Below are 17,192 nucleotides of genomic sequence, written 5' to 3' on the forward strand. Positions count from 1 at the left end.
CCGGCGCCTCAGCTGACTGAGTCGGCGATCGTCGACTCGGCCAGCTGCGAGAGTCCTTCGCGCACGTGCCGAGCCCACATCTCGCCGATACCCTCCACCGACTGCAGGTCACCGGCGCTGGCGGCCAGTAGACCCTGCAGTGAGCCGAATTCGCGAACCAGCCGGTCGACATGGGCGAACTGCAGTCGCGGGATACCCGACATCGCGCGGTAGCCGCGCGAGCTCATCGCACTGTCCTGGGCTTCGGTCGTCGACGGGTATCCGAAAACCTTTGCCAGCACGGTGAAATCGAGCAACTCGGCGTCCGACAGGGCATCCAGCTCGTCGAGAGTGGCGGTGACTTCGGTTTTGGTCAGCGGCTCGGGATTGGCGTGATAGTCGCGCACGATCAGTTCTCGGGCGAGGTCGTTGCCACCGAGCAACTCCTCCAGCTGCAGCCGCAGTTGGCGCCCGTCGGTGCCCAATTCGACAGCGTCGTAGTCGATCACCAGACCGATCCGGCGAACCAATTCCAGCCGCTGCACCACTGTCAAGACGTCGCGCAGTATGACGAAGTCTTCAATCTCGGCCCGCGAGAGTTGTCTGCTGACCTCGTCGAGCCTGATCTTGTAGCGCTCCAACGTGGCGATGGCCTGGTTGGCCCGGGACAAGATGGTCGCCGAGTCGGCGAGCACGTGGCGGTCCCCCGCCACATAGACGGTCACGATGTTCATCGAGTGGCTGACCGAGATCACCGGGTAACCGGTCTGGATGGCGGCCCGCTCGGCTGAGCGGTGCCGAGTGCCGGATTCATCGGTGGGGATGGACGGGTCGGGAACCAGCTGGACGTTGGCGCGCAGGATGCGGCTCCCGTCGGTGGACAGCACTACTGCCCCGTCCATCTTGCACAGCTCACGTAACCTCGTCGGCGCGTACCGCACGTCCAGGGAGAAGCCGCCGTCGCAGATGGTTTCCACGCTGTCGTCGTAGCCCAGCACGATCAGCGCACCGGTACGGCCGCGCAGGATGCGCTCCAGACCATCGCGCAGCGCAGTTCCCGGCGCCAGCCGCCCGACGGACTCACGCAGGGTGGGCCGCGGCGCCGGCACCGGGCCGATTCTCCTGGCTTTGCTCGCAGTCATTACCCGCCATTCTGCTCCGCCCTAGGCGGGTCGAGCCGGTGTGGTGGCGCTGGCGTGTTGCTGCAGTGCTGGGCAATGTCGAGCATGTGCTGCAACGCCGCGACGATGGTGGCAGCTTGGCAGACCCGCAAGCCTGTCGGTGACGCGTCGCATCCGGCTGGAACCAGGGCGGTGGTGAAGCCCTGCCGGGCGGCTTCGGCCAGCCGGCGCTCCATTCCGCTGACCCGCCGCAGATCGCCGGCCAATCCGACTTCACCGATCATCACGGCGGTAGTGGGCAGCGGAAGATTCGCGTAGGCGGACGCCAAAGCAATCGCCACCGTCAGATCCGACGACGGATCGGCTAACCGCATGCCTCCGACGGTGGATAGGAAGATGTCGACGGGCGAAAGTGCCAGCCCGGCATGCTTTTCCAGTACGGCGGTGATCATCGCGGCGCGGGCGTGGTCGATGCCGCTGACGGCGCGGCGCGGCCGCCCGTCCGACGGGCTGGCCAGCAGCGCCTGAACCTCGCCGACCAGGGGTCGCTTACCGTCCAACGTCACCGTGATCGCGGTTCCGGGGACCGGCCGCGGCCGCTGGTCCAGGAACAGCCCGGACGGGTCGGCGACACCTTCGATGCCGCCCTCATGCAGCTGGAAACAGCCGACCTCGTCGGCGGCCCCGAATCGGTTCTTGACGCCACGGACCATGCGCAAGGTGCAGTTGCGGTCGCCCTCGAAATGCAGCACCACGTCCACGAGATGCTCAAGGGAACGCGGTCCGGCGATGGCGCCGTCCTTGGTGACATGGCCAACGAGGATCATCGCCACGTCGCCCGCTTTCGCCGCGGCCGTCAGCGCGGTGGTCACCGCCCGCACCTGGGTGACCCCGCCGGTGACACCGTCGGCCTCGGTGGTGGACATCGTCTGTACGGAATCGACCACGACCAGCGTGGGCCGCACGGCCTCGATATGACCGAGCACCGCGCCCAGGTCGGATTCGGCCGCCAGGAACACCTCGTCGTGGCTGCAGTCGGTCCGGTCGGCGCGCAGCCGGATCTGGCCGAGGGACTCCTCACCGGAGACGTACAACGCGCGTCGACCGGACCGGGCCCATTGATGGGCGACCCGGAGGAGCAGTGTCGACTTACCGACCCCCGGCTCGCCGGCGAGCAGCGTCACCGAGCCGGGCACCACACCGCCGCCCAGCACTCGGTCGAGTTCGTCGACACCAGTGGGGCAGTGACGCGCGCTATGCGGCTCGATAGAACTGATGGGCACCGCCGGGGAGGTTGGGGCCGCCGAGGCTATTGAGCGTGGGCTCCGGCCGTTGACGGCGGACAGCACCGCCACTTCCTCGACCGTTCCCCAGGTGGCGCACTCGAGGCAGCGTCCTACCCACTTAGCGGTGACGTGCCGGCATTCCGAACAGCGGTATTGCGAGCGTGTCTTGGCCACACCGGAACGGTATCGGGCCGGTATGACAGCTCAGGGCTATCCGGCCGGGGCCGGCGTTTCTTCCTGGCGGGGGGCCAGCCCCGCGGAAATCGGCACGGTCAAGCTGGTGTGCCCGGCCTTTTCGAAGTCGAAGGTGAAGTTGTAGAGGAGGCCGTTGGTGATCGGCTTGTTCAACGCCACGATCGCCTTCGCGGTCCCTGCGGGCTCAATGGCCTCGACGGCTTTCTTGCTCTGGCCGTCGGCGGTGCCGACGAACAACGTTCCACCCGGCGCCAATGCGGTATCGCCGGACACCGTGACCGGGCCGATGTCCGAGGTGATGCCGAGAAGTCTGTCGGCGACATCCACGGAGTCGTTGACCGCCACCAGGACCAGATTCACCGTTTTGCCCGGCTCCAGGAAGTCGCCGGTCTGCGTGGCCTGAATGTGAACGTTGCGCAGCGCCACGTTGTTGATCACCGTCTCGGTGCCGTTGACGGCAGGTACCTGGGCGGCGGTCTGCGAGAGCTGACCGCTGCCGCAGCCGGCGAGGGCGAGGGCGCCGAGAACGCTCCCGGCGGCCAGTGCGGCGAGGGTGGCCGAGCGGCGATTGTCCAAGCGTTTCACTCAAAGCCTCCTGCTCGCCCGTGACGGTTCGACTATGCACAGTAGTAGGTCAGATCCGACGGCTGGTAGTCGAGGGCGCCGGCAGCGTACACAGGGCAGCGCAGTACGATCTTCAATGCCCTTGTTCAGGGGTCCGGCGCAAGCTGTCGGCGGGGCCTCGAGGGTCCCCAGCCGGGTTATCAAAAGGTCGGTGCCATGCACGAATTCACCAGTCTGTCAACCCCTACGCTTCCTGTGCGATGCCCCTGACCTGCACCGTTGGACCACGCCTGTCGACGCACCGTGCTAGAATTGCAGTAACGAAAGGGGCTCGAACCAGATGATCTTCAAGGTCGGAGACACCGTTGTCTATCCACACCACGGTGCTGCGTTAATCGAGGCGATCGAAACCCGGACCATCAAAGGGGAACAAAAAGAGTATCTCGTCTTGAAGGTGGCGCAGGGGGACCTGACAGTTCGAGTGCCTGCCGACAACGCTGAGTATGTGGGCGTGCGTGATGTGGTCGGGCAAGAAGGTCTGGACAAAGTCTTTCAGGTGTTGCGTGCCCCGCACACCGAGGAACCGACCAACTGGTCGCGCCGCTACAAGGCCAACCTCGAGAAACTTGCCTCCGGTGATGTGAACAAGGTGGCCGAGGTGGTGCGTGACCTGTGGCGTCGCGACCAGGAACGCGGCCTGTCGGCCGGGGAGAAGCGGATGCTGGCCAAGGCACGCCAGATCCTGGTGGGTGAGTTGGCGCTGGCTGAAAGCACCGACGACGCCAAGGCCGAGACAATCCTCGACGAGGTTTTGGCCGCCGCGTCCTGACTGTGACGGGCACGGTCGCGGTCGTCCCGGCCGCGGGGTCGGGTGAACGGCTGGCGGCCGGTGTTCCCAAAGCGTTTTTTCATCTCGACGGACGCACGCTGGTCGAACGCGTCGTAGCCGCTCTGCTGGAGTCCGAAGTCATCGATCGCGTGGTGGTGGCAGTGCCCCCCGACCGCACCGACCAAGCCAAGCTGATACTCGGACGCGACGCCGCGGTTGTGGCCGGCGGCGCCAACCGCACGGAGTCGGTCGCTCGAGCGTTGACCGCCGCCGGAGAACCGGACTTCGTATTGGTGCACGATGCAGCGCGGCCCCTGACGCCGCCGGGTTTGGTGGTCCGCGTCGTCGAGGCGCTGCAGGCGGGACATCCGGCGGTCGTGCCTGCGTTGCCGGTACCGGACACCATCAAGGCCGTCGACGCCAACGGGGTCGTGCTGGGGACACCCGAGCGCTCCGGCCTGCGCGCGGTGCAAACCCCGCAGGGCTTTGCGACCGAACTACTGCATCGCGCCTACCAGCGCGCGTCGAACGTCGAGTTCACCGACGACGCGTCGATGGTCGAGCACCTCGGCGGCCAGGTGCAGGTGGTCGAGGGCGATCCGCTGGCCTTCAAGATCACCACCCCGTTGGACTTGTTGCTGGCCCAGGCCATCGTTAAGCAATGAACGTTCGGGTCGGTCTGGGCACCGATGTGCATGCCATTGAGCCGGGGCGGCCGTGCTGGCTGCTGGGCCTGTTGTTTCCGGACGCCGACGGCTGCGCCGGCCACTCCGACGGCGACGTCGCCGCGCACGCATTGTGCGACGCGCTGCTGTCGGCTACCGGGCTTGGCGATGTCGGCAGCGTGTTCGGCGTCGACGATCCCCGCTGGGCAGACGCCAGCGGAGCCGACATGCTGCGCGTCGTCGTCGAACTGATTTCAGAACATGGCTACCGCGTCGGCAATGCGGCTGTGCAGGTCGTCGGTAACCGACCCAAGATCGGACCACGACGCGCCGAGGCGCAAGAGTTGCTGTCCGGGCTACTCGACGCGCCGGTGGCGGTGTCGGCCACTACAACTGACGGTCTGGGCTTGACCGGTCGCGGGGAAGGGCTGGCGGCCATAGCAACGGCGCTGGTGGTCGCTTTATAGCGTGATAGTGCGTGTCCCCGGCCGACACGCGCGCAAATTCCCGGATCTGCGCACGCTCGCGGTGAGACGGGACGAGTCGCCCCGGTAAGCTGGCACGTCGTGACCGATCGCGCCCAACTGCGGCTACACGACACGGCGAGCGGTGCCGTGCGTGATTTCGTCCCGCTGCGGCCCGGGCACGTCTCCATCTACCTGTGCGGCGCCACCGTGCAGGGCCTGCCGCACATCGGGCACGTGCGCAGCGGCGTGGCCTTCGACATCCTGCGGCGCTGGCTGATGGCGCGCAGTTATGACGTGGCGTTTGTCCGCAACGTCACCGACATCGACGACAAGATCCTCAACAAGGCCGCGGCGGCCGACCGGCCCTGGTGGGAATGGGCGGCTACCTACGAGCGCGCGTTCACCGCCGCCTACGACGCGCTGGGTGTGTTGCCGCCGTCGGCCGAACCGCGCGCCACTGGGCATATCACCCAGATGATCGAGTTGATCGAGCGGCTGGTGGAAAAAGGACACGCCTACCCATCTGTTCGGCAAGGCAACGGCGATGTGTACTTCGACGTCCTGAGTTACCCGGAGTACGGGCAGCTGTCCGGACACCGGGTCGACGACGTGCACCAGGGCGAGGGAGTAGCCACCGGCAAGCGTGATCAGCGCGACTTCACGTTGTGGAAGGGCGCCAAGCCCGGCGAACCGTCGTGGCCGACCCCGTGGGGTCGCGGGCGTCCAGGCTGGCACCTGGAATGCTCGGCGATGGCCCGCACCTATCTGGGACCCGAGTTCGATATCCATTGCGGCGGCATGGATTTGGTTTTCCCGCACCATGAGAACGAGATCGCTCAGAGCCGTGCGGCCGGAGACGGCTTCGCCCGTTATTGGTTGCACAACGGCTGGGTGACCATGGGTGGCGAAAAGATGAGCAAGTCGCTGGGCAACGTGCTGGCGATTCCCGCTGTGCTGCAACGGGTCCGGCCTGCCGAGTTGCGCTATTACCTGGGCAGCGCCCATTACCGCTCGATGCTGGAGTTCTCCGAGAGTGCGTTGCAGGACGCAGTCAACGCCTATCTCGGCATCGAGGACTTCTTGCATCGGGTGCGCAATCGGGTCGGCGCCGTCATTCCCGGAGAATGGACGGCGCGGTTCGCCGAGGCGCTCGACGACGACCTGGCGGTGCCGATCGCGCTGGCCGAGGTGCACCACACCCGCGCGGAGGGCAACCGGGCGCTGGATGCCGGCGACCACGACGGCGCATTGGCCAGCGCCGGCGCGATCCGGGCGATGATGGGCATCCTCGGCTGCGATCCGCTCGACGAGAGCTGGGAATCCCACGACGAGACCTCGGCTGCATTGGCCGCTGTTGATGTGCTGGTGCGCGCCGAGTTGGAGCGACGCGAGCAGGCCCGCGAACAGCGCGACTGGGCGCTGGCCGACCAGATCCGCGACCGCCTCAAGGACGCCGGCATCGAGGTCACCGATACCGCCGACGGACCCCAGTGGTCGCTGGAAGCCAAGTAGATGGCCGGCAACTCGCGCCGGCGCGGGGCGATACGCAAGCCCGGCAGCAAGAAGGGTCCCACCGTCGGGTCGGGCGGTGTCCGTCGCCGGGGTCTGGAGGGCCGCGGCGCCACGCCGCCCGCCCATATGCGGCCCAACCATCCCGCGTCCAAGCGGCTGCGGTCGCAGCCGCGTCGGCCGGTTAAGCGCACCGAGGATGAGACCGAGACGGTGCTGGGCCGCAATCCGGTGCTGGAATGCCTGCGTGCCGGTGTTCCGGCCACCGCGCTATATGTTGCCCTCGGTGCTGCGGCCGACGAGCGGCTCACCGAATCCGTTACCCGGGCGGCCGATTCCGGTATCGCGATTCTGGAGGTTCCGCGTAGCGATCTGGACCGGATGACCACCAACGGCCTGCACCAGGGCATCGCGCTGCAGGTTCCCCCGTACGACTACGCCCATCCCGACGATCTAATTTCGGCCGCTCTGGACACTCCGCCGGCGCTGCTGGTCGCCTTGGACAACATCTCCGACCCGCGCAACCTGGGTGCGATCGTGCGATCGGTGGCAGCCTTCGGCGGCCACGGGGTGTTGATCCCGCAGCGGCGCTCGGCCTCGGTGACTGCTGTGGCCTGGCGGACCAGCGCCGGCGCGGCGGCCCGGGTGCCGATCGCCCGGGCCACGAATCTGACCCGCACCCTGAAAGATTGGGCCGGCCGCGGTGTCCAGCTGGTCGGGTTGGATGCCGAGGGTGACACCACGCTCGACGACTTGGACGCAACCGGGCCGGTAGTGGTGGTGGTCGGATCCGAGGGCAAGGGACTCTCGCGGTTGGTGCGGCAGAGCTGCGATGCGGTGGTGTCGATCCCGATGGCCGGTTCCGCCGAATCGTTGAACGCCTCGGTGGCTGCCGGGGTGGTGCTCGCCGACATCGCGCGTCAACGCAGGCGTTAACCAGGCATGCGTTTTCGCCTGGCCGCACTGGTTCTGGCGGTTCTCGTCGTTCCCGGTCCGCCGCCGGCCAGCGCACAACCATCCAGCTTCGACGTGGTGGCGCACCGTGGTGGCGCGGCTGCACTCGAAATAGGCGTCAGCACACTGGAGTTCGACATCGGCATAACCAAGGACCGCCAGCCCGTGGTATGGCACGACCAGGACATCCGGCTGGAAAAGTGCGCCGACACCGCACCCGCGTCGGCCACCGACCCGCAGTATCCGTACGTTGGGAAGCTCGTACACGAGCTCACGCTGGCGCAGCTCCGCACGCTCGACTGCGGCGACCGGATCGCGACGCTACCGGAGATCTTTGCGCTCACCGACTCCTATCGGGCCGACGTGCGCTACGACATCGAGACCAAGGTGGATCCCGAGGCGCCGTCCGCGACAGCCACTCCGCAGGAGTTCGTCGAGGTGATCCTCGCCGCCGTTCGGTCGGCGGGCAAGATCGACCGCGTCGAGATTCAGAGCTTCGATTGGCGAATACTGCCGATGGTGCGGCAAGTCGAGCCGTCGATTCCCGTGGTGGCGTTGTGGAATCAGATGACATGGCGCCCCGGGTCTTCGTGGCTGGCGGGGATCGACCCGATCGTCGTCGGTGATCCGGTCGTTGCTGCCGCGATGGTCGGCGCCAGCATCGTCTCGCCGGCCTATTCGTTGGTCGACAGCGCTTTGGTCGACAGGGCACATGCGTTGGGTATCAAGGTCCTTCCGTGGACTGTCAACGACGCCGAGGCCATGCGCGCCCTGATTGCTGCCGGCGTCGACGGCATCATCACCGACCAGCCCGCCCAATTGCGGGCGGTGATGGCTGATCTCGGCATGCCGTTGCCTCCTCGCTGTGTCAAACCCCCAGCAGCCGCACGCTGATCCACAACGCCAGCACCGCCGCCACCAATGCGGTGGGCACGGTGCACAACCCCAGCCGGGTGTATTCGCCGATACTCGCCGGCACGTTGTGCCGACGCAGGACCCGCCGCCACAGCAGGTTTGAGAGCGACCCGACGTAGGTCAAGTTGGGTCCGATGTTCACTCCGATCAACACCGCTAAAATCGCCGCCGACCCACTACTTGCGGCCAGCGGCAGCAGCACCAGTGTCGCGGGCAGGTTGTTGACGAGATTGGCCAGTACGGCGGCAACCGCCGCAATACCCAGCAGCGCAAGCAAGCTCGAGCCCGACGGCAACACCGCCCGCATGCCGTCGGCCACGCCGTTGAGCATCACGGCCTCTACCACAATGCCCAACGCCAACACGAACACCAAGAACGGCACGTTGACGGCGCGCACCAGCTCCACCACTGTGGTGTGGCGGTGCCGAAGACTGCGGATACCCAGCACCGAAGCGCCGGCAATTGCTGCCCAGGCCGGTGCCACACCCAGTGCCTCGGTGATGGCGAACCCAGCCAGCGTCAAAGCCACCACCGCCAGCACGAATACCGGTGGGCGCGGTGGGGGCCCGATTTCCTGTCGTTCCGGCGACACGTCCAGATCGCGTGCGAAGAACCAACGGAAGACCAGGTATACGGTGCCGACCGCGGCCAGCCATGGCAACGTCATCACCGCAGTGAATTTGATGAACGACAGATCGGCGATGTGGAAGGCGAGCAGATTGGTCAGATTCGACACCGGCAGCAACAGTGAGGCGGCGTTGGCCAAGTGCGCGCTGGCATAAGCATGCGGCCGGACCGGCGCCCGTAGCCAGCGGACCGTGGCCAGTGCGACCGGGGTCAACAGCACCACCGTCGCGTCCAGGCTCAGTACGGCGGTGATGACGGCGGCGATGACGAACACCTGGCGCAGCAGCCGTTGCGAACCGAATCGGGCCCGGGCCATCGCCGCTCCGGCCGCCTCGAACAGGCCTTCGTCGTCACACAGTTTGGCCAGCACCAGCACCGCGCCCAGAAACGCGACCACCCGGGCCAGGCTGGCCGCTTCGGCGGCGGCCTGGTGCAGCGATATCGTGCCGGCCCCGATCAGCACCGCGACGGCTGGTATCGCCGCGAACGCCTCGGGCCAGCCCCGCGGGCGTGCGACGGCAAAGCCGAGCACGACGGCAAGCAGCAGCAGCGCGAGGAATAGCGGCAACGGATTTCAGGCCCAGGGATCTTCGCGCTGCCAGGCGGTCGGCATATCCAGCGGGACACCGTCCGCCGCGGCCAGCCCGTCGAGGATGCGCATGGAAGCATCCAAGTCGTCAACCGCATATGGAAACGCCCGCAAAGGCTTTGAGAGCGGGCGGAAGAAATCATCCCAATGGATCAGCACCACTCGGCGTGCGCCGACCGCGCGCACCGTTTCCGTCCAATAGTCGACGAGGTAGGTCTTTGGCTGCAAGCCGAGCTGACCGACGCCGAGGTAGACCACGTCGGCGCGCTGCCCGGCCAGGGCGCCCTTCACGAATCCGGCACTGCCCTGGACCAAGACTCGCCGACCCGAGGGGCGGTGTTGGATAAAAGTCGACCACGCCTCCCCGCAGCGATAGGCCGACGCCTTCACCGGGGGAACCACCGGTGCGGTGATCGCGCCGGGAAACCGGTCCGGCGGGCAGTGGTGCGACTCGACGAGCGTGATCTCGAAGGGATCCAGCACAATTGGCTTACCCGGTGTGGCCACCACCAGGCGGTCCTCGGCAAAGCCGTAGCCGCGGCCGACGTTGGCCGCCGACTCGCCGCCCACCAGTTGCGCGCCGCTGCGGTCGGCTACCAGCGGAGAGTCCAATGCGTGGTCGATATGCGTATGCACAGCGACCACTGCCGCCAGTCGTGCCACGTTGGCCCGGGCCAAGCATCCCTCCACGCGGGCCGGCGACGACGACACCTTGCGCAGTGCCACCCGCGCCAACCTGGGCCGGGAGAAGTAGCCGTCGGTCATCAGCGCCGAAGACCCGTCGTCGATCAGCAGCGTCGACACACCCATCCACGTCACTGTCAGCGGCGCATCGGTTTTGGCGGGCGGGACGGTGAACCGGTGCGAATACCGTGCGATGTCCGGTCGACCGGGGCGTAGTCGCATCAGCTGAACGCTTTCACGTCGATACCGTCCGCTGTCAACCGTTCCCGCACCGCGGCGGCGATTTGCACCGCGTTCGGGGAATCGCCATGGACACAGACCGATTCGGCCTGCAGGGTGACCACTGTCCCGTCGACCGCGACAACTTGTCCGGTGGTCACCATCGTCACCACCCGCTCGGCGATGGCCGTCGGGTCGTGCAACACGGCGCCGGGTTCGCGTCGGGAGACCAACTGGCCGTCCGGCCGGTAAGCGCGATCGGCGAATACCTCCGGGACGGTACGCACACCTCGTCGGCCGGCCTCGTCGAAAAACACCGACTCCGCCAGGCCCAGCACCGGCAAACCAGCGTCCACAATGCGTACCGCCTCGGCGACGGCGGCCGCCTGTATGCGGTCGGTCATGATCGTGTTGTACAGCGCGCCATGGGGTTTGACGTACGAGACCGATGAACCGGCGGCTCCTGCAAGCCCCTGTAGCGCGCCGATCTGATAGACGACGTCGGCGAGCAAGTCCTCGGGTGTCTCGTCGATGTAACGGCGGCCGAATCCGGCCAGGTCGCGGTAGCCGACCTGGGCGCCGATGCGCACGCCCCGTGCGGCAGCAGCCCGGCAGACCCGCAACAGCCCGGCCGGGTCGCCGGCGTGGAAACCGCAGGCCACGTTGGCGCTGGTGACGATATCGAGCATGGCGTCGTCGTCGCCGAGTCGCCAAACACCGAACCCCTCGCCCAAGTCGGCGTTGAGATCCACACAGGCCACGGTCGCTAGCTTAAGGCCGGGATCGTTGTACCGTCAGTGAGCATGTCCAGGAGTCCCACGCCGCGCCGGCGGGCGACCCTGGCGTCGGTGGCCGCTGATCTCAAGGTGTCGCGGACCACCGTCTCGAACGCCTATAACCGGCCCGACCAACTCTCTGCCGAGCTGCGTGAGCGGGTGCTCGCCGCGGCGAAACGGCTGGGATATCCCGGACCGGACCCGGTGGCAAGGTCGTTGCGTACCCGCAAGGCCGGGGCGGTCGGTTTGGTGAGCACCGAACCGCTGACTTATTCCTTTCGTGATCCCGCAGCGCTGGATTTCGTTGCGGGACTGGCACAGTCGTGCGAAGAGCTGGGGCAGGGGCTGATGTTGGTGGCGGTCGGTCCGAGCCGGACGGTTGCCGAGGGGACGGCGTCGGTGCTGGCCGCCGGAGTCGACGGCTTCGTGGTGTATTCGGTGGCGGTGAACGACCCCTATCTGCAGGTCGCGTTGCAGCGGCGGTTGCCCGTCGTCGTGGTCGACCAGCCCAAGAACGTCGCCGGCGCGTTTCAGGTGGGTATCGACGACCGGGCTGCGATGCGTCAGCTTGCCGACCACGTGCTGAATCTGGGCCACCGCGAAATCGGTGTGCTGACGATGCGGCTGCACCGTGAGCGTCGCCAGGGCCTGGTCGGCGCCGAACGCCTGCAGTCAGCGATGTTTCAGGTGCAGGGCGAACGCGTAACTGGTATCCGCGAAGCAATGGCCGCGGCCGGATTGAACCCAGACGCGCTGACGGTGGTGGAAAGCTACGACCACACGCCGACGGCGGGCGGTATCGCCGCCGAGGTCGCATTGGCGGCCAACCCGCGGATCACCGCACTGATGTGTACCGCTGATGTGCTGGCGTTGTCGGCCATGGATTACCTGCGCGGGCGCGGCATCTACGTCCCGGGCCAGATGACCGTCACCGGCTTCGACGGCGTGCCGGAGGCGCGGCGGCGCGGATTGACCACGGTAGCCCAGCCGAGCCTGCAGAAAGGCCGTCGCGCCGGCGAACTGTTGCACCGCAACGACATTCAGCCGGCCGTGGAAATACTGGACACCGAGCTGATCCGCGGCCGCACAGCGGGGCCGCCGAGCTAGGTGGTTTGCGGCTCTTGATCGCCGATCAGCAACCGCACGGCCAGGTCGAGCCGCTTGCTGACGTCGGTGGCCGAGGCGCGCCGGGTGAGCCAGGCCAGCAGGTTGTTCGTCCATACATCCGAGATCACCCGGGCAATGTGGTACTGCTCTTCGGTCGGTTCGCCGTCGCTCATCGCGCGGGCGAACATCGAGTCGATGAGCTTCTCCACCTGATCGACCTCGCTGGCCGCCGAGGCGTCGGCGAACACGTACGCGCGGGTCATCGCCTCGGTCAGCAGCGGGTTGCGCTGCATGGCCCGGTTGAGTCTGCTGATCATGAAGTTCAGCCGCTGGTGCGGCGTCCCGCCGGTCAACGTGGACCGGTCGGTCTTGGCGTCGATGCGTTCGAATTCCCGGCCCAGCGCCGACACCAGCAGATGCACTTTGGACGGGAAATACCGGTACAGTGTGCCCACCGCCACGTCGGCGCGGTCAGCCACCGCCCGCATCTGAACTGCCTCGTAACCGCCCTTGGAGGCGATCGCCATCGTCGCGTCCAGGATGCGCTTGCGACGCTCCCGCTGCGCCTCGGACCCGAGCTCGGATTCGGCCAGTACCGCCACGTTCATGACCTCACGAGGCTGCGCGTCCGACGCGCGGCTCGAGCCGCTGTTCGCTGGCGACGACATCTGACGGGCAGCTCCTTCTTCGCGCGTTTCGCTGTCAAACGATACGCATGCCGAGCGTGAATTTCCCACCTCCGTGCGGCCGGGACACCAAGGTGTCCTGCTGCGATGGCGTTCGACTTGACGGTCGATCGCTGGCACTATTAGAACACGTTCTAGTGTTGCTTAGCGCCCTTGTTACACCGAATTAGGAGCCGACCGTGCCAGCGACCACCACTGACGAACAGTTCGCGGCGCGTCAGTTGGTGCGCGATTGGGCCGGATCCGGCGTCGGGGCTAGTTCCAAGGCGGCGATCCGCGACATCGAGCAGGGCAAGCCCGAGGCCTGGCGGCCGGTTTTCTCTCGCCTGGCCGGTCTGGGGCTGTTCGGGGTCGCGATTTCCGAGGACTGCGGTGGCGCCGGCGGCAGCACCGGTGACCTCTGCGCCATGGTCGACGAGGCTGCGAAAGCCCTGGTCCCGGGTCCGGTGGCGACTACCGCGCTGGCCACGCTGCTCGTCACCGATGCTGGGCTGCTCGAGTCGTTGGCGTCGGGGGAGCGCACCGCGGGTGTCGCGCTGTCGGCCGATGTCCGGTTGGACGACGACCGGGCGTCGGGCAGCGCCGACTACGTGCTGGGCGCCGACCAGGCCGGTGTGCTGCTGGTGCCGGCCGCCGATGGCTGGCTGGTCATCGACGCCGCCGCGGCCGACGGCGTCACGGTCGAACCGCTGGGTGCCACGGACTTCTCCCGGTCGCTGGCCCGCGTCACGCTGGACTCCGCGGCTGTGGCGGTCGTTCCGGCACCGGTACAGCGCGCCGAAGACCTCGCCGCCACCGTGCTGGCAGCCGAGGCCGCCGGCGTCGCGCGGTGGGCGCTGGACACCGCCACCGAGTACGCAAAGGTGCGCGAGCAATTCGGCAAGCCGATCGGCAGCTTTCAGGCGATCAAGCACCTGTGCGCGGAAATGTTGCTGCGGGCCGAGCAGGCATCGATCGCCGCCAGTGATGCAGCGACGGCCGCCGCCACCGATGCCAGTGATCAGCAGCTGTCCATTGCCGCCGCGGTCGCCGCCGCGACGGGCATCGAGGCCGCCCAGGCCAACGTCAAAGACTGCATCCAGGTGCTCGGCGGCATCGGCATCACCTGGGAGCACGACGCCCATCTGTACCTGCGCCGCGCCTACGGGATCGGCCAGTTCCTCGGCGGCCGGGCACGCTGGCTACGTCGGGTGGCAACATTGACGCAGCAGGGCATTCGGCGCGAGCTGCACATCGACTTGGACTCGGTGGCGCACCTGCGCCCCGACATCAGCGCCGCGGTCGGAGAAGTCGCCGCGCTGCCTGTCGAGAAGCGCCGACGGGCGCTGGCGGAGGCCGGACTGCAGGCACCGCACTGGCCGACGCCCTACGGGCGCAACGCTTCACCGGCCGAGCAGCTGCTGATCGACCAGGAGATGGCGGCGGCCGGCGTGGAGCGGCCAGACCTGGTGATCGGCTGGTGGGCTGCGCCGACCATTCTCGAACACGGCACACCGCAGCAGATCGAGCGCTTCATTCCGGCCACCCTGAACGGTGAAATCTTCTGGTGCCAACTGTTTTCCGAGCCGGGCGCCGGCTCGGACCTGGCGTCGCTGCGAACCAAAGCCGTCCGCGCCGACGGCGGCTGGCGGCTGACCGGGCAGAAGGTGTGGACGTCGGCGGCGCACAAGGCGCAGTGGGGGGTGTGCCTGGCACGCACCGACCCCGACGCGCCGAAACACAAAGGCATCACCTATTTCCTGGTCGAGATGTCCTCGCCCGGAGTCGATATCCGGCCGTTGCGCGAGATCACCGGCGACGACTTGTTCAACGAGGTTTTTCTGGAAGACGTGTTCGTGCCCGACGCCATGGTGGTCGGAACGGTCAATGACGGCTGGCGGCTGGCCCGCACCACGCTGGCCAACGAACGAGTGGCGATGGCGGCGGGCACCGCGCTGGACAATCCCATGGAAGAGGTACTGCGCACCGTCGCCGCGCTTGATCTTGACGTCAGCGAGCAAGACCGGCTTGGTGCGCTGATTCTCTCGGCCCAGGTGGGTTCGCTGCTGGATCAGCGAATTGCGCAGTTGGCCGTGGGCGGTCAGGATCCCGGCGCGGAGTCCAGCGCCCGCAAGCTGATCGGAGTCCGCTACCGTCAGGCGCTGTCCGAATTCCGGATGGAGTTATCCGACGGCCGGGGGGTGGTGGAGAACAAGACGGTGCACGACTTCCTCAACACCCGCTGCCTGACCATCGCCGGCGGCACCGAACAAATCCTGCTGACCGTGGCCGCCGAGCGGCTGTTGGGCCTGCCGCGCTGACCCGTCCACATCCGCCCAACGTCGACTTGTTGGGCTCAATTGCCAGATTTCGCCCAACAACTCGACGCTCGGCGCTTAGGAAAAGCCGGTCTGTACGCAGGTGCTCGGCGAGGTGAGATTCACTCCGCTGTAGACCACCTGAATGTGTGTACACATGATGACGTTTATGTCGGTCTTCGGTTGCCCGGTATGCCAATCCGTTGCGTCGATCCGGCCGGTGCTTTGGTATTTCTCCGGCGGGCCCTCACCCGTGTAGATGTCGGTCATCACGTCGGTCCCGCCCTGCTTCTGGATCCGCTCGTTCTGACCGTCGGCATGGACGTCGAGGTAGACCATCCGGTTCATCGTGCGGAATTCGGTGCTCTGCCGGGCCCATAGGCCCGACGGAAATCCGGTCGCTCCCTCCGGAGTGCGGAGGTTGGCGCCGACGGTGAAGTCGCAGCTGCCCGTAGCGCCATGGCAGTCGAGCAGAGCGCGGGTTTCCAGCTGGGTGCCCTCGTCGACCGGCATGAGCGTGGTGGCCGTGTTGCTTGCCGCCGACGACGGCGGCGCCATCACCAAAGCCAGTGCAACGCCCGTCACTGCCGCCACCAGATGTTTGCTCATGAGCAGAACCTAACGCCCGCGATCACTCGTCGTAGGTGACTTCGACCGAATCGGTCTCCGGACGGGACTGACAGGCCAGGATCAGCCCCTCGTCGAGGTCCTGCTGCTCCAGGACATCGTTGACCTCCATGTTCACCTTGCCCTTGCGCAGACTGCAGGCACACGCCCCGCAGTGGCCCTCCCGGCAGGAGAACGGCGCGTCGAGGCCGGCGTCCAACAACACGTCGAGCAGCTTGGCGCCGCGCGGCCACGACACGGTGTGCGTTTCACCGTCGAGCTCGACGACGGCGGTGGCCGGCGGCTCCCCACCTTCAGAGCCCGCGTCCTCGACCTTCACCGCAACGAACGGATCGGAGTCCAGGGACTTGAACACCTCGAGATGCACCTGGCCGCCGGGCACGTCCAGAGACTGCAGCGCCTCGCGGGCGGCCTGCATGAACGGGCCGGGCCCGCAAATGAATGCCTGCCGGTCGGTGTAGGGCGCAGCCAACTGCGCCAGCGCCGTCGTGCTGGGCAGCCCTTGCAGCGACTCCAGCCAGTGCACGACGGTCAGCCGGTCGGGGTATTTCGCGGCCAGCTCTCGCAGCGCATCGCTGAAGATCACCGAGCGGTCGTCGCGATTGGCGTAGAACAGCACCACCTGCCCGCTGCCTTCGGACAGCGCTGACTTGCAGATCGACATGATCGGGGTGATCCCGCTGCCGGCGGCCAGCAGCAGGAAGTCGGCGTCGAGCGTCTTGGGCACGAAGTTGCCCGACGGAGCCAGCACATGGATCCGCATCCCGGCGTGAGCGTGGTCGCACAGCCAGTTTGACGCGTAGCCGTTTTTGTCGCGCTTGACGGTCACGGTGAGCGCTTCGTCGGTGAACGGCGAACTACACAGCGAGTAGCAGCGTGCCACCGAGCCGGTGCGCTCGCTGGGAATCCGCAGCGTCAGGAACTGGCCGGGCGCGTAGCGCAGCCGGTCAGCCGGAATATCGTCGGATGCCGCGAACACCAGCGATCGCGCATCGTCGGTCTCGGCGACGACGTCAGCGATCTGCAGTTCGAGGACGTGGCTGCCGAGCGGCTCGTCGGGAACGGTGTCCGTCGTCGTCACCCGGCCCTCCTTCCA

Annotated in this window: 17 protein-coding genes; 8 read left to right on the forward strand and 9 right to left on the reverse strand. The window is 67.1% G+C overall.

The features are described 5' to 3' along the window. Nucleotides 1-8: 8 nt before the first annotated feature. Genes disA through AC5Y5W_RS00145 form a run of 3 tightly spaced genes read right to left on the reverse strand, consistent with a single transcriptional unit; the run spans nucleotide 9 to nucleotide 3,166 of the window. A complete protein-coding gene (disA, locus tag AC5Y5W_RS00135) occupies nucleotides 9-1,121 on the reverse strand; it encodes a DNA integrity scanning diadenylate cyclase DisA (RefSeq protein WP_500021940.1) in 1,113 nt (370 codons plus the stop codon). Next, the gene (radA, locus tag AC5Y5W_RS00140; RefSeq protein ID WP_500021941.1) at nucleotides 1,121-2,560 is read right to left on the reverse strand and encodes a DNA repair protein RadA; all 1,440 of its coding nucleotides are present in this window, start codon (nucleotides 2,558-2,560) and stop codon (nucleotides 1,121-1,123) included. Before radA ends, disA begins: the two co-directional genes overlap by 1 nt. 36 nt (nucleotides 2,561-2,596) lie before the next feature. Further along, entirely contained in the window at nucleotides 2,597-3,166 is a 570-nt protein-coding gene (locus AC5Y5W_RS00145; protein ID WP_500021942.1) for a copper chaperone PCu(A)C domain-containing protein, read from the reverse strand. A gap of 319 nt (nucleotides 3,167-3,485) precedes the next feature. Here AC5Y5W_RS00145 and carD point away from each other — a divergent pair, with 319 nt between their 5' ends. From carD to AC5Y5W_RS00175, 6 genes are all read left to right on the forward strand, one after another. Continuing rightward, the gene (gene carD / locus AC5Y5W_RS00150) at nucleotides 3,486-3,974 is read left to right on the forward strand and encodes an RNA polymerase-binding transcription factor CarD (RefSeq protein ID WP_065015102.1); all 489 of its coding nucleotides are present in this window, start codon (nucleotides 3,486-3,488) and stop codon (nucleotides 3,972-3,974) included. A 2-nt stretch (nucleotides 3,975-3,976) separates the two neighbouring features. Then, on the forward strand, nucleotides 3,977-4,639 hold the full coding sequence (gene ispD / locus AC5Y5W_RS00155) for a 2-C-methyl-D-erythritol 4-phosphate cytidylyltransferase (RefSeq protein ID WP_500021943.1): 663 nt from the start codon (nucleotides 3,977-3,979) through the stop codon (nucleotides 4,637-4,639). After that, nucleotides 4,636-5,106 (forward strand): 2-C-methyl-D-erythritol 2,4-cyclodiphosphate synthase, encoded by a 471-nt coding sequence (ispF, locus tag AC5Y5W_RS00160; protein ID WP_500021944.1) that lies wholly within the window; start codon nucleotides 4,636-4,638, stop codon nucleotides 5,104-5,106. The genes ispD and ispF overlap by 4 nt, the downstream gene beginning before the upstream one ends. Nucleotides 5,107-5,205: 99 nt before the next feature. Next, nucleotides 5,206-6,618, forward strand: a complete 1,413-nt coding sequence (gene cysS / locus AC5Y5W_RS00165) for a cysteine--tRNA ligase (RefSeq protein ID WP_500021945.1) — start codon at nucleotides 5,206-5,208, stop codon at nucleotides 6,616-6,618. Beyond that, nucleotides 6,619-7,551, forward strand: a complete 933-nt coding sequence (gene rlmB, locus AC5Y5W_RS00170) for a 23S rRNA (guanosine(2251)-2'-O)-methyltransferase RlmB (RefSeq protein WP_500021946.1) — start codon at nucleotides 6,619-6,621, stop codon at nucleotides 7,549-7,551. It begins immediately after the preceding gene. A 6-nt stretch (nucleotides 7,552-7,557) separates the two neighbouring features. After that, complete coding sequence (locus tag AC5Y5W_RS00175) at nucleotides 7,558-8,463, forward strand: glycerophosphodiester phosphodiesterase family protein (protein ID WP_500021947.1); 906 nt, start codon at nucleotides 7,558-7,560, stop codon at nucleotides 8,461-8,463. Here AC5Y5W_RS00175 and AC5Y5W_RS00180 read toward each other — a convergent pair. From AC5Y5W_RS00180 to AC5Y5W_RS00190, 3 genes are read right to left on the reverse strand one after another with little or no spacing between them, the layout of a single operon-like run. Then, nucleotides 8,438-9,679: an SLC13 family permease gene (locus tag AC5Y5W_RS00180; RefSeq protein WP_500021948.1), complete on the reverse strand. Its 1,242-nt coding sequence runs from the start codon at nucleotides 9,677-9,679 to the stop codon at nucleotides 8,438-8,440. The two genes, AC5Y5W_RS00175 and AC5Y5W_RS00180, sit on opposite strands and share 26 nt — an antisense overlap. Nucleotides 9,680-9,685: 6 nt before the next feature. Beyond that, entirely contained in the window at nucleotides 9,686-10,606 is a 921-nt protein-coding gene (locus AC5Y5W_RS00185) for an MBL fold metallo-hydrolase (protein ID WP_500021949.1), read from the reverse strand. After that, on the reverse strand, nucleotides 10,606-11,364 hold the full coding sequence (locus tag AC5Y5W_RS00190; protein ID WP_500021950.1) for a LamB/YcsF family protein: 759 nt from the start codon (nucleotides 11,362-11,364) through the stop codon (nucleotides 10,606-10,608). The genes AC5Y5W_RS00185 and AC5Y5W_RS00190 overlap by 1 nt, the downstream gene beginning before the upstream one ends. Nucleotides 11,365-11,406: 42 nt before the next feature. Between AC5Y5W_RS00190 and AC5Y5W_RS00195 the strand changes: the two genes are divergently transcribed. After that, nucleotides 11,407-12,486 (forward strand): Rv3575c family transcriptional regulator, encoded by a 1,080-nt coding sequence (locus AC5Y5W_RS00195; protein WP_500021951.1) that lies wholly within the window; start codon nucleotides 11,407-11,409, stop codon nucleotides 12,484-12,486. Here AC5Y5W_RS00195 and kstR read toward each other — a convergent pair. Continuing rightward, complete coding sequence (kstR, locus tag AC5Y5W_RS00200) at nucleotides 12,483-13,088, reverse strand: cholesterol catabolism transcriptional regulator KstR (protein ID WP_500022043.1); 606 nt, start codon at nucleotides 13,086-13,088, stop codon at nucleotides 12,483-12,485. The two genes, AC5Y5W_RS00195 and kstR, sit on opposite strands and share 4 nt — an antisense overlap. Nucleotides 13,089-13,351: 263 nt before the next feature. Here kstR and AC5Y5W_RS00205 point away from each other — a divergent pair, with 263 nt between their 5' ends. Next, nucleotides 13,352-15,472: an acyl-CoA dehydrogenase family protein gene (locus tag AC5Y5W_RS00205; RefSeq protein ID WP_500021952.1), complete on the forward strand. Its 2,121-nt coding sequence runs from the start codon at nucleotides 13,352-13,354 to the stop codon at nucleotides 15,470-15,472. Between the two features lie 75 nt (nucleotides 15,473-15,547). Here the strand turns inward: AC5Y5W_RS00205 and AC5Y5W_RS00210 are convergent, their stop codons facing one another. Both AC5Y5W_RS00210 and AC5Y5W_RS00215 read right to left on the reverse strand, forming a co-directional pair. After that, nucleotides 15,548-16,078, reverse strand: a complete 531-nt coding sequence (locus AC5Y5W_RS00210; protein WP_500021953.1) for a hypothetical protein — start codon at nucleotides 16,076-16,078, stop codon at nucleotides 15,548-15,550. Nucleotides 16,079-16,100: 22 nt separating this feature from the next. Continuing rightward, complete coding sequence (locus AC5Y5W_RS00215; protein WP_500021954.1) at nucleotides 16,101-17,177, reverse strand: 2Fe-2S iron-sulfur cluster-binding protein; 1,077 nt, start codon at nucleotides 17,175-17,177, stop codon at nucleotides 16,101-16,103. Between the last annotated feature and the right edge of the window lie 15 nt (nucleotides 17,178-17,192).

The organism is Mycobacterium sp. NGS51 (assembly GCF_059812525.1).

Excerpts from the sequence above, each read along its gene's own strand:
- disA (WP_500021940.1), bottom strand. The coding sequence starts at position 1,121 with ATGACTGCGAGCAAAGCCAGGAGAATCGGCCCGGTGCCGGCGCCGCGG.
- carD (WP_065015102.1), top strand. The coding sequence starts at position 3,486 with ATGATCTTCAAGGTCGGAGACACCGTTGTCTATCCACACCACGGTGCT.
- ispF (WP_500021944.1), top strand. The coding sequence starts at position 4,636 with ATGAACGTTCGGGTCGGTCTGGGCACCGATGTGCATGCCATTGAGCCG.
- rlmB (WP_500021946.1), top strand. The coding sequence starts at position 6,619 with ATGGCCGGCAACTCGCGCCGGCGCGGGGCGATACGCAAGCCCGGCAGC.
- AC5Y5W_RS00175 (WP_500021947.1), top strand. The coding sequence starts at position 7,558 with ATGCGTTTTCGCCTGGCCGCACTGGTTCTGGCGGTTCTCGTCGTTCCC.
- AC5Y5W_RS00185 (WP_500021949.1), bottom strand. The coding sequence starts at position 10,606 with ATGCGACTACGCCCCGGTCGACCGGACATCGCACGGTATTCGCACCGG.
- AC5Y5W_RS00195 (WP_500021951.1), top strand. The coding sequence starts at position 11,407 with ATGTCCAGGAGTCCCACGCCGCGCCGGCGGGCGACCCTGGCGTCGGTG.
- AC5Y5W_RS00210 (WP_500021953.1), bottom strand. The coding sequence starts at position 16,078 with ATGAGCAAACATCTGGTGGCGGCAGTGACGGGCGTTGCACTGGCTTTG.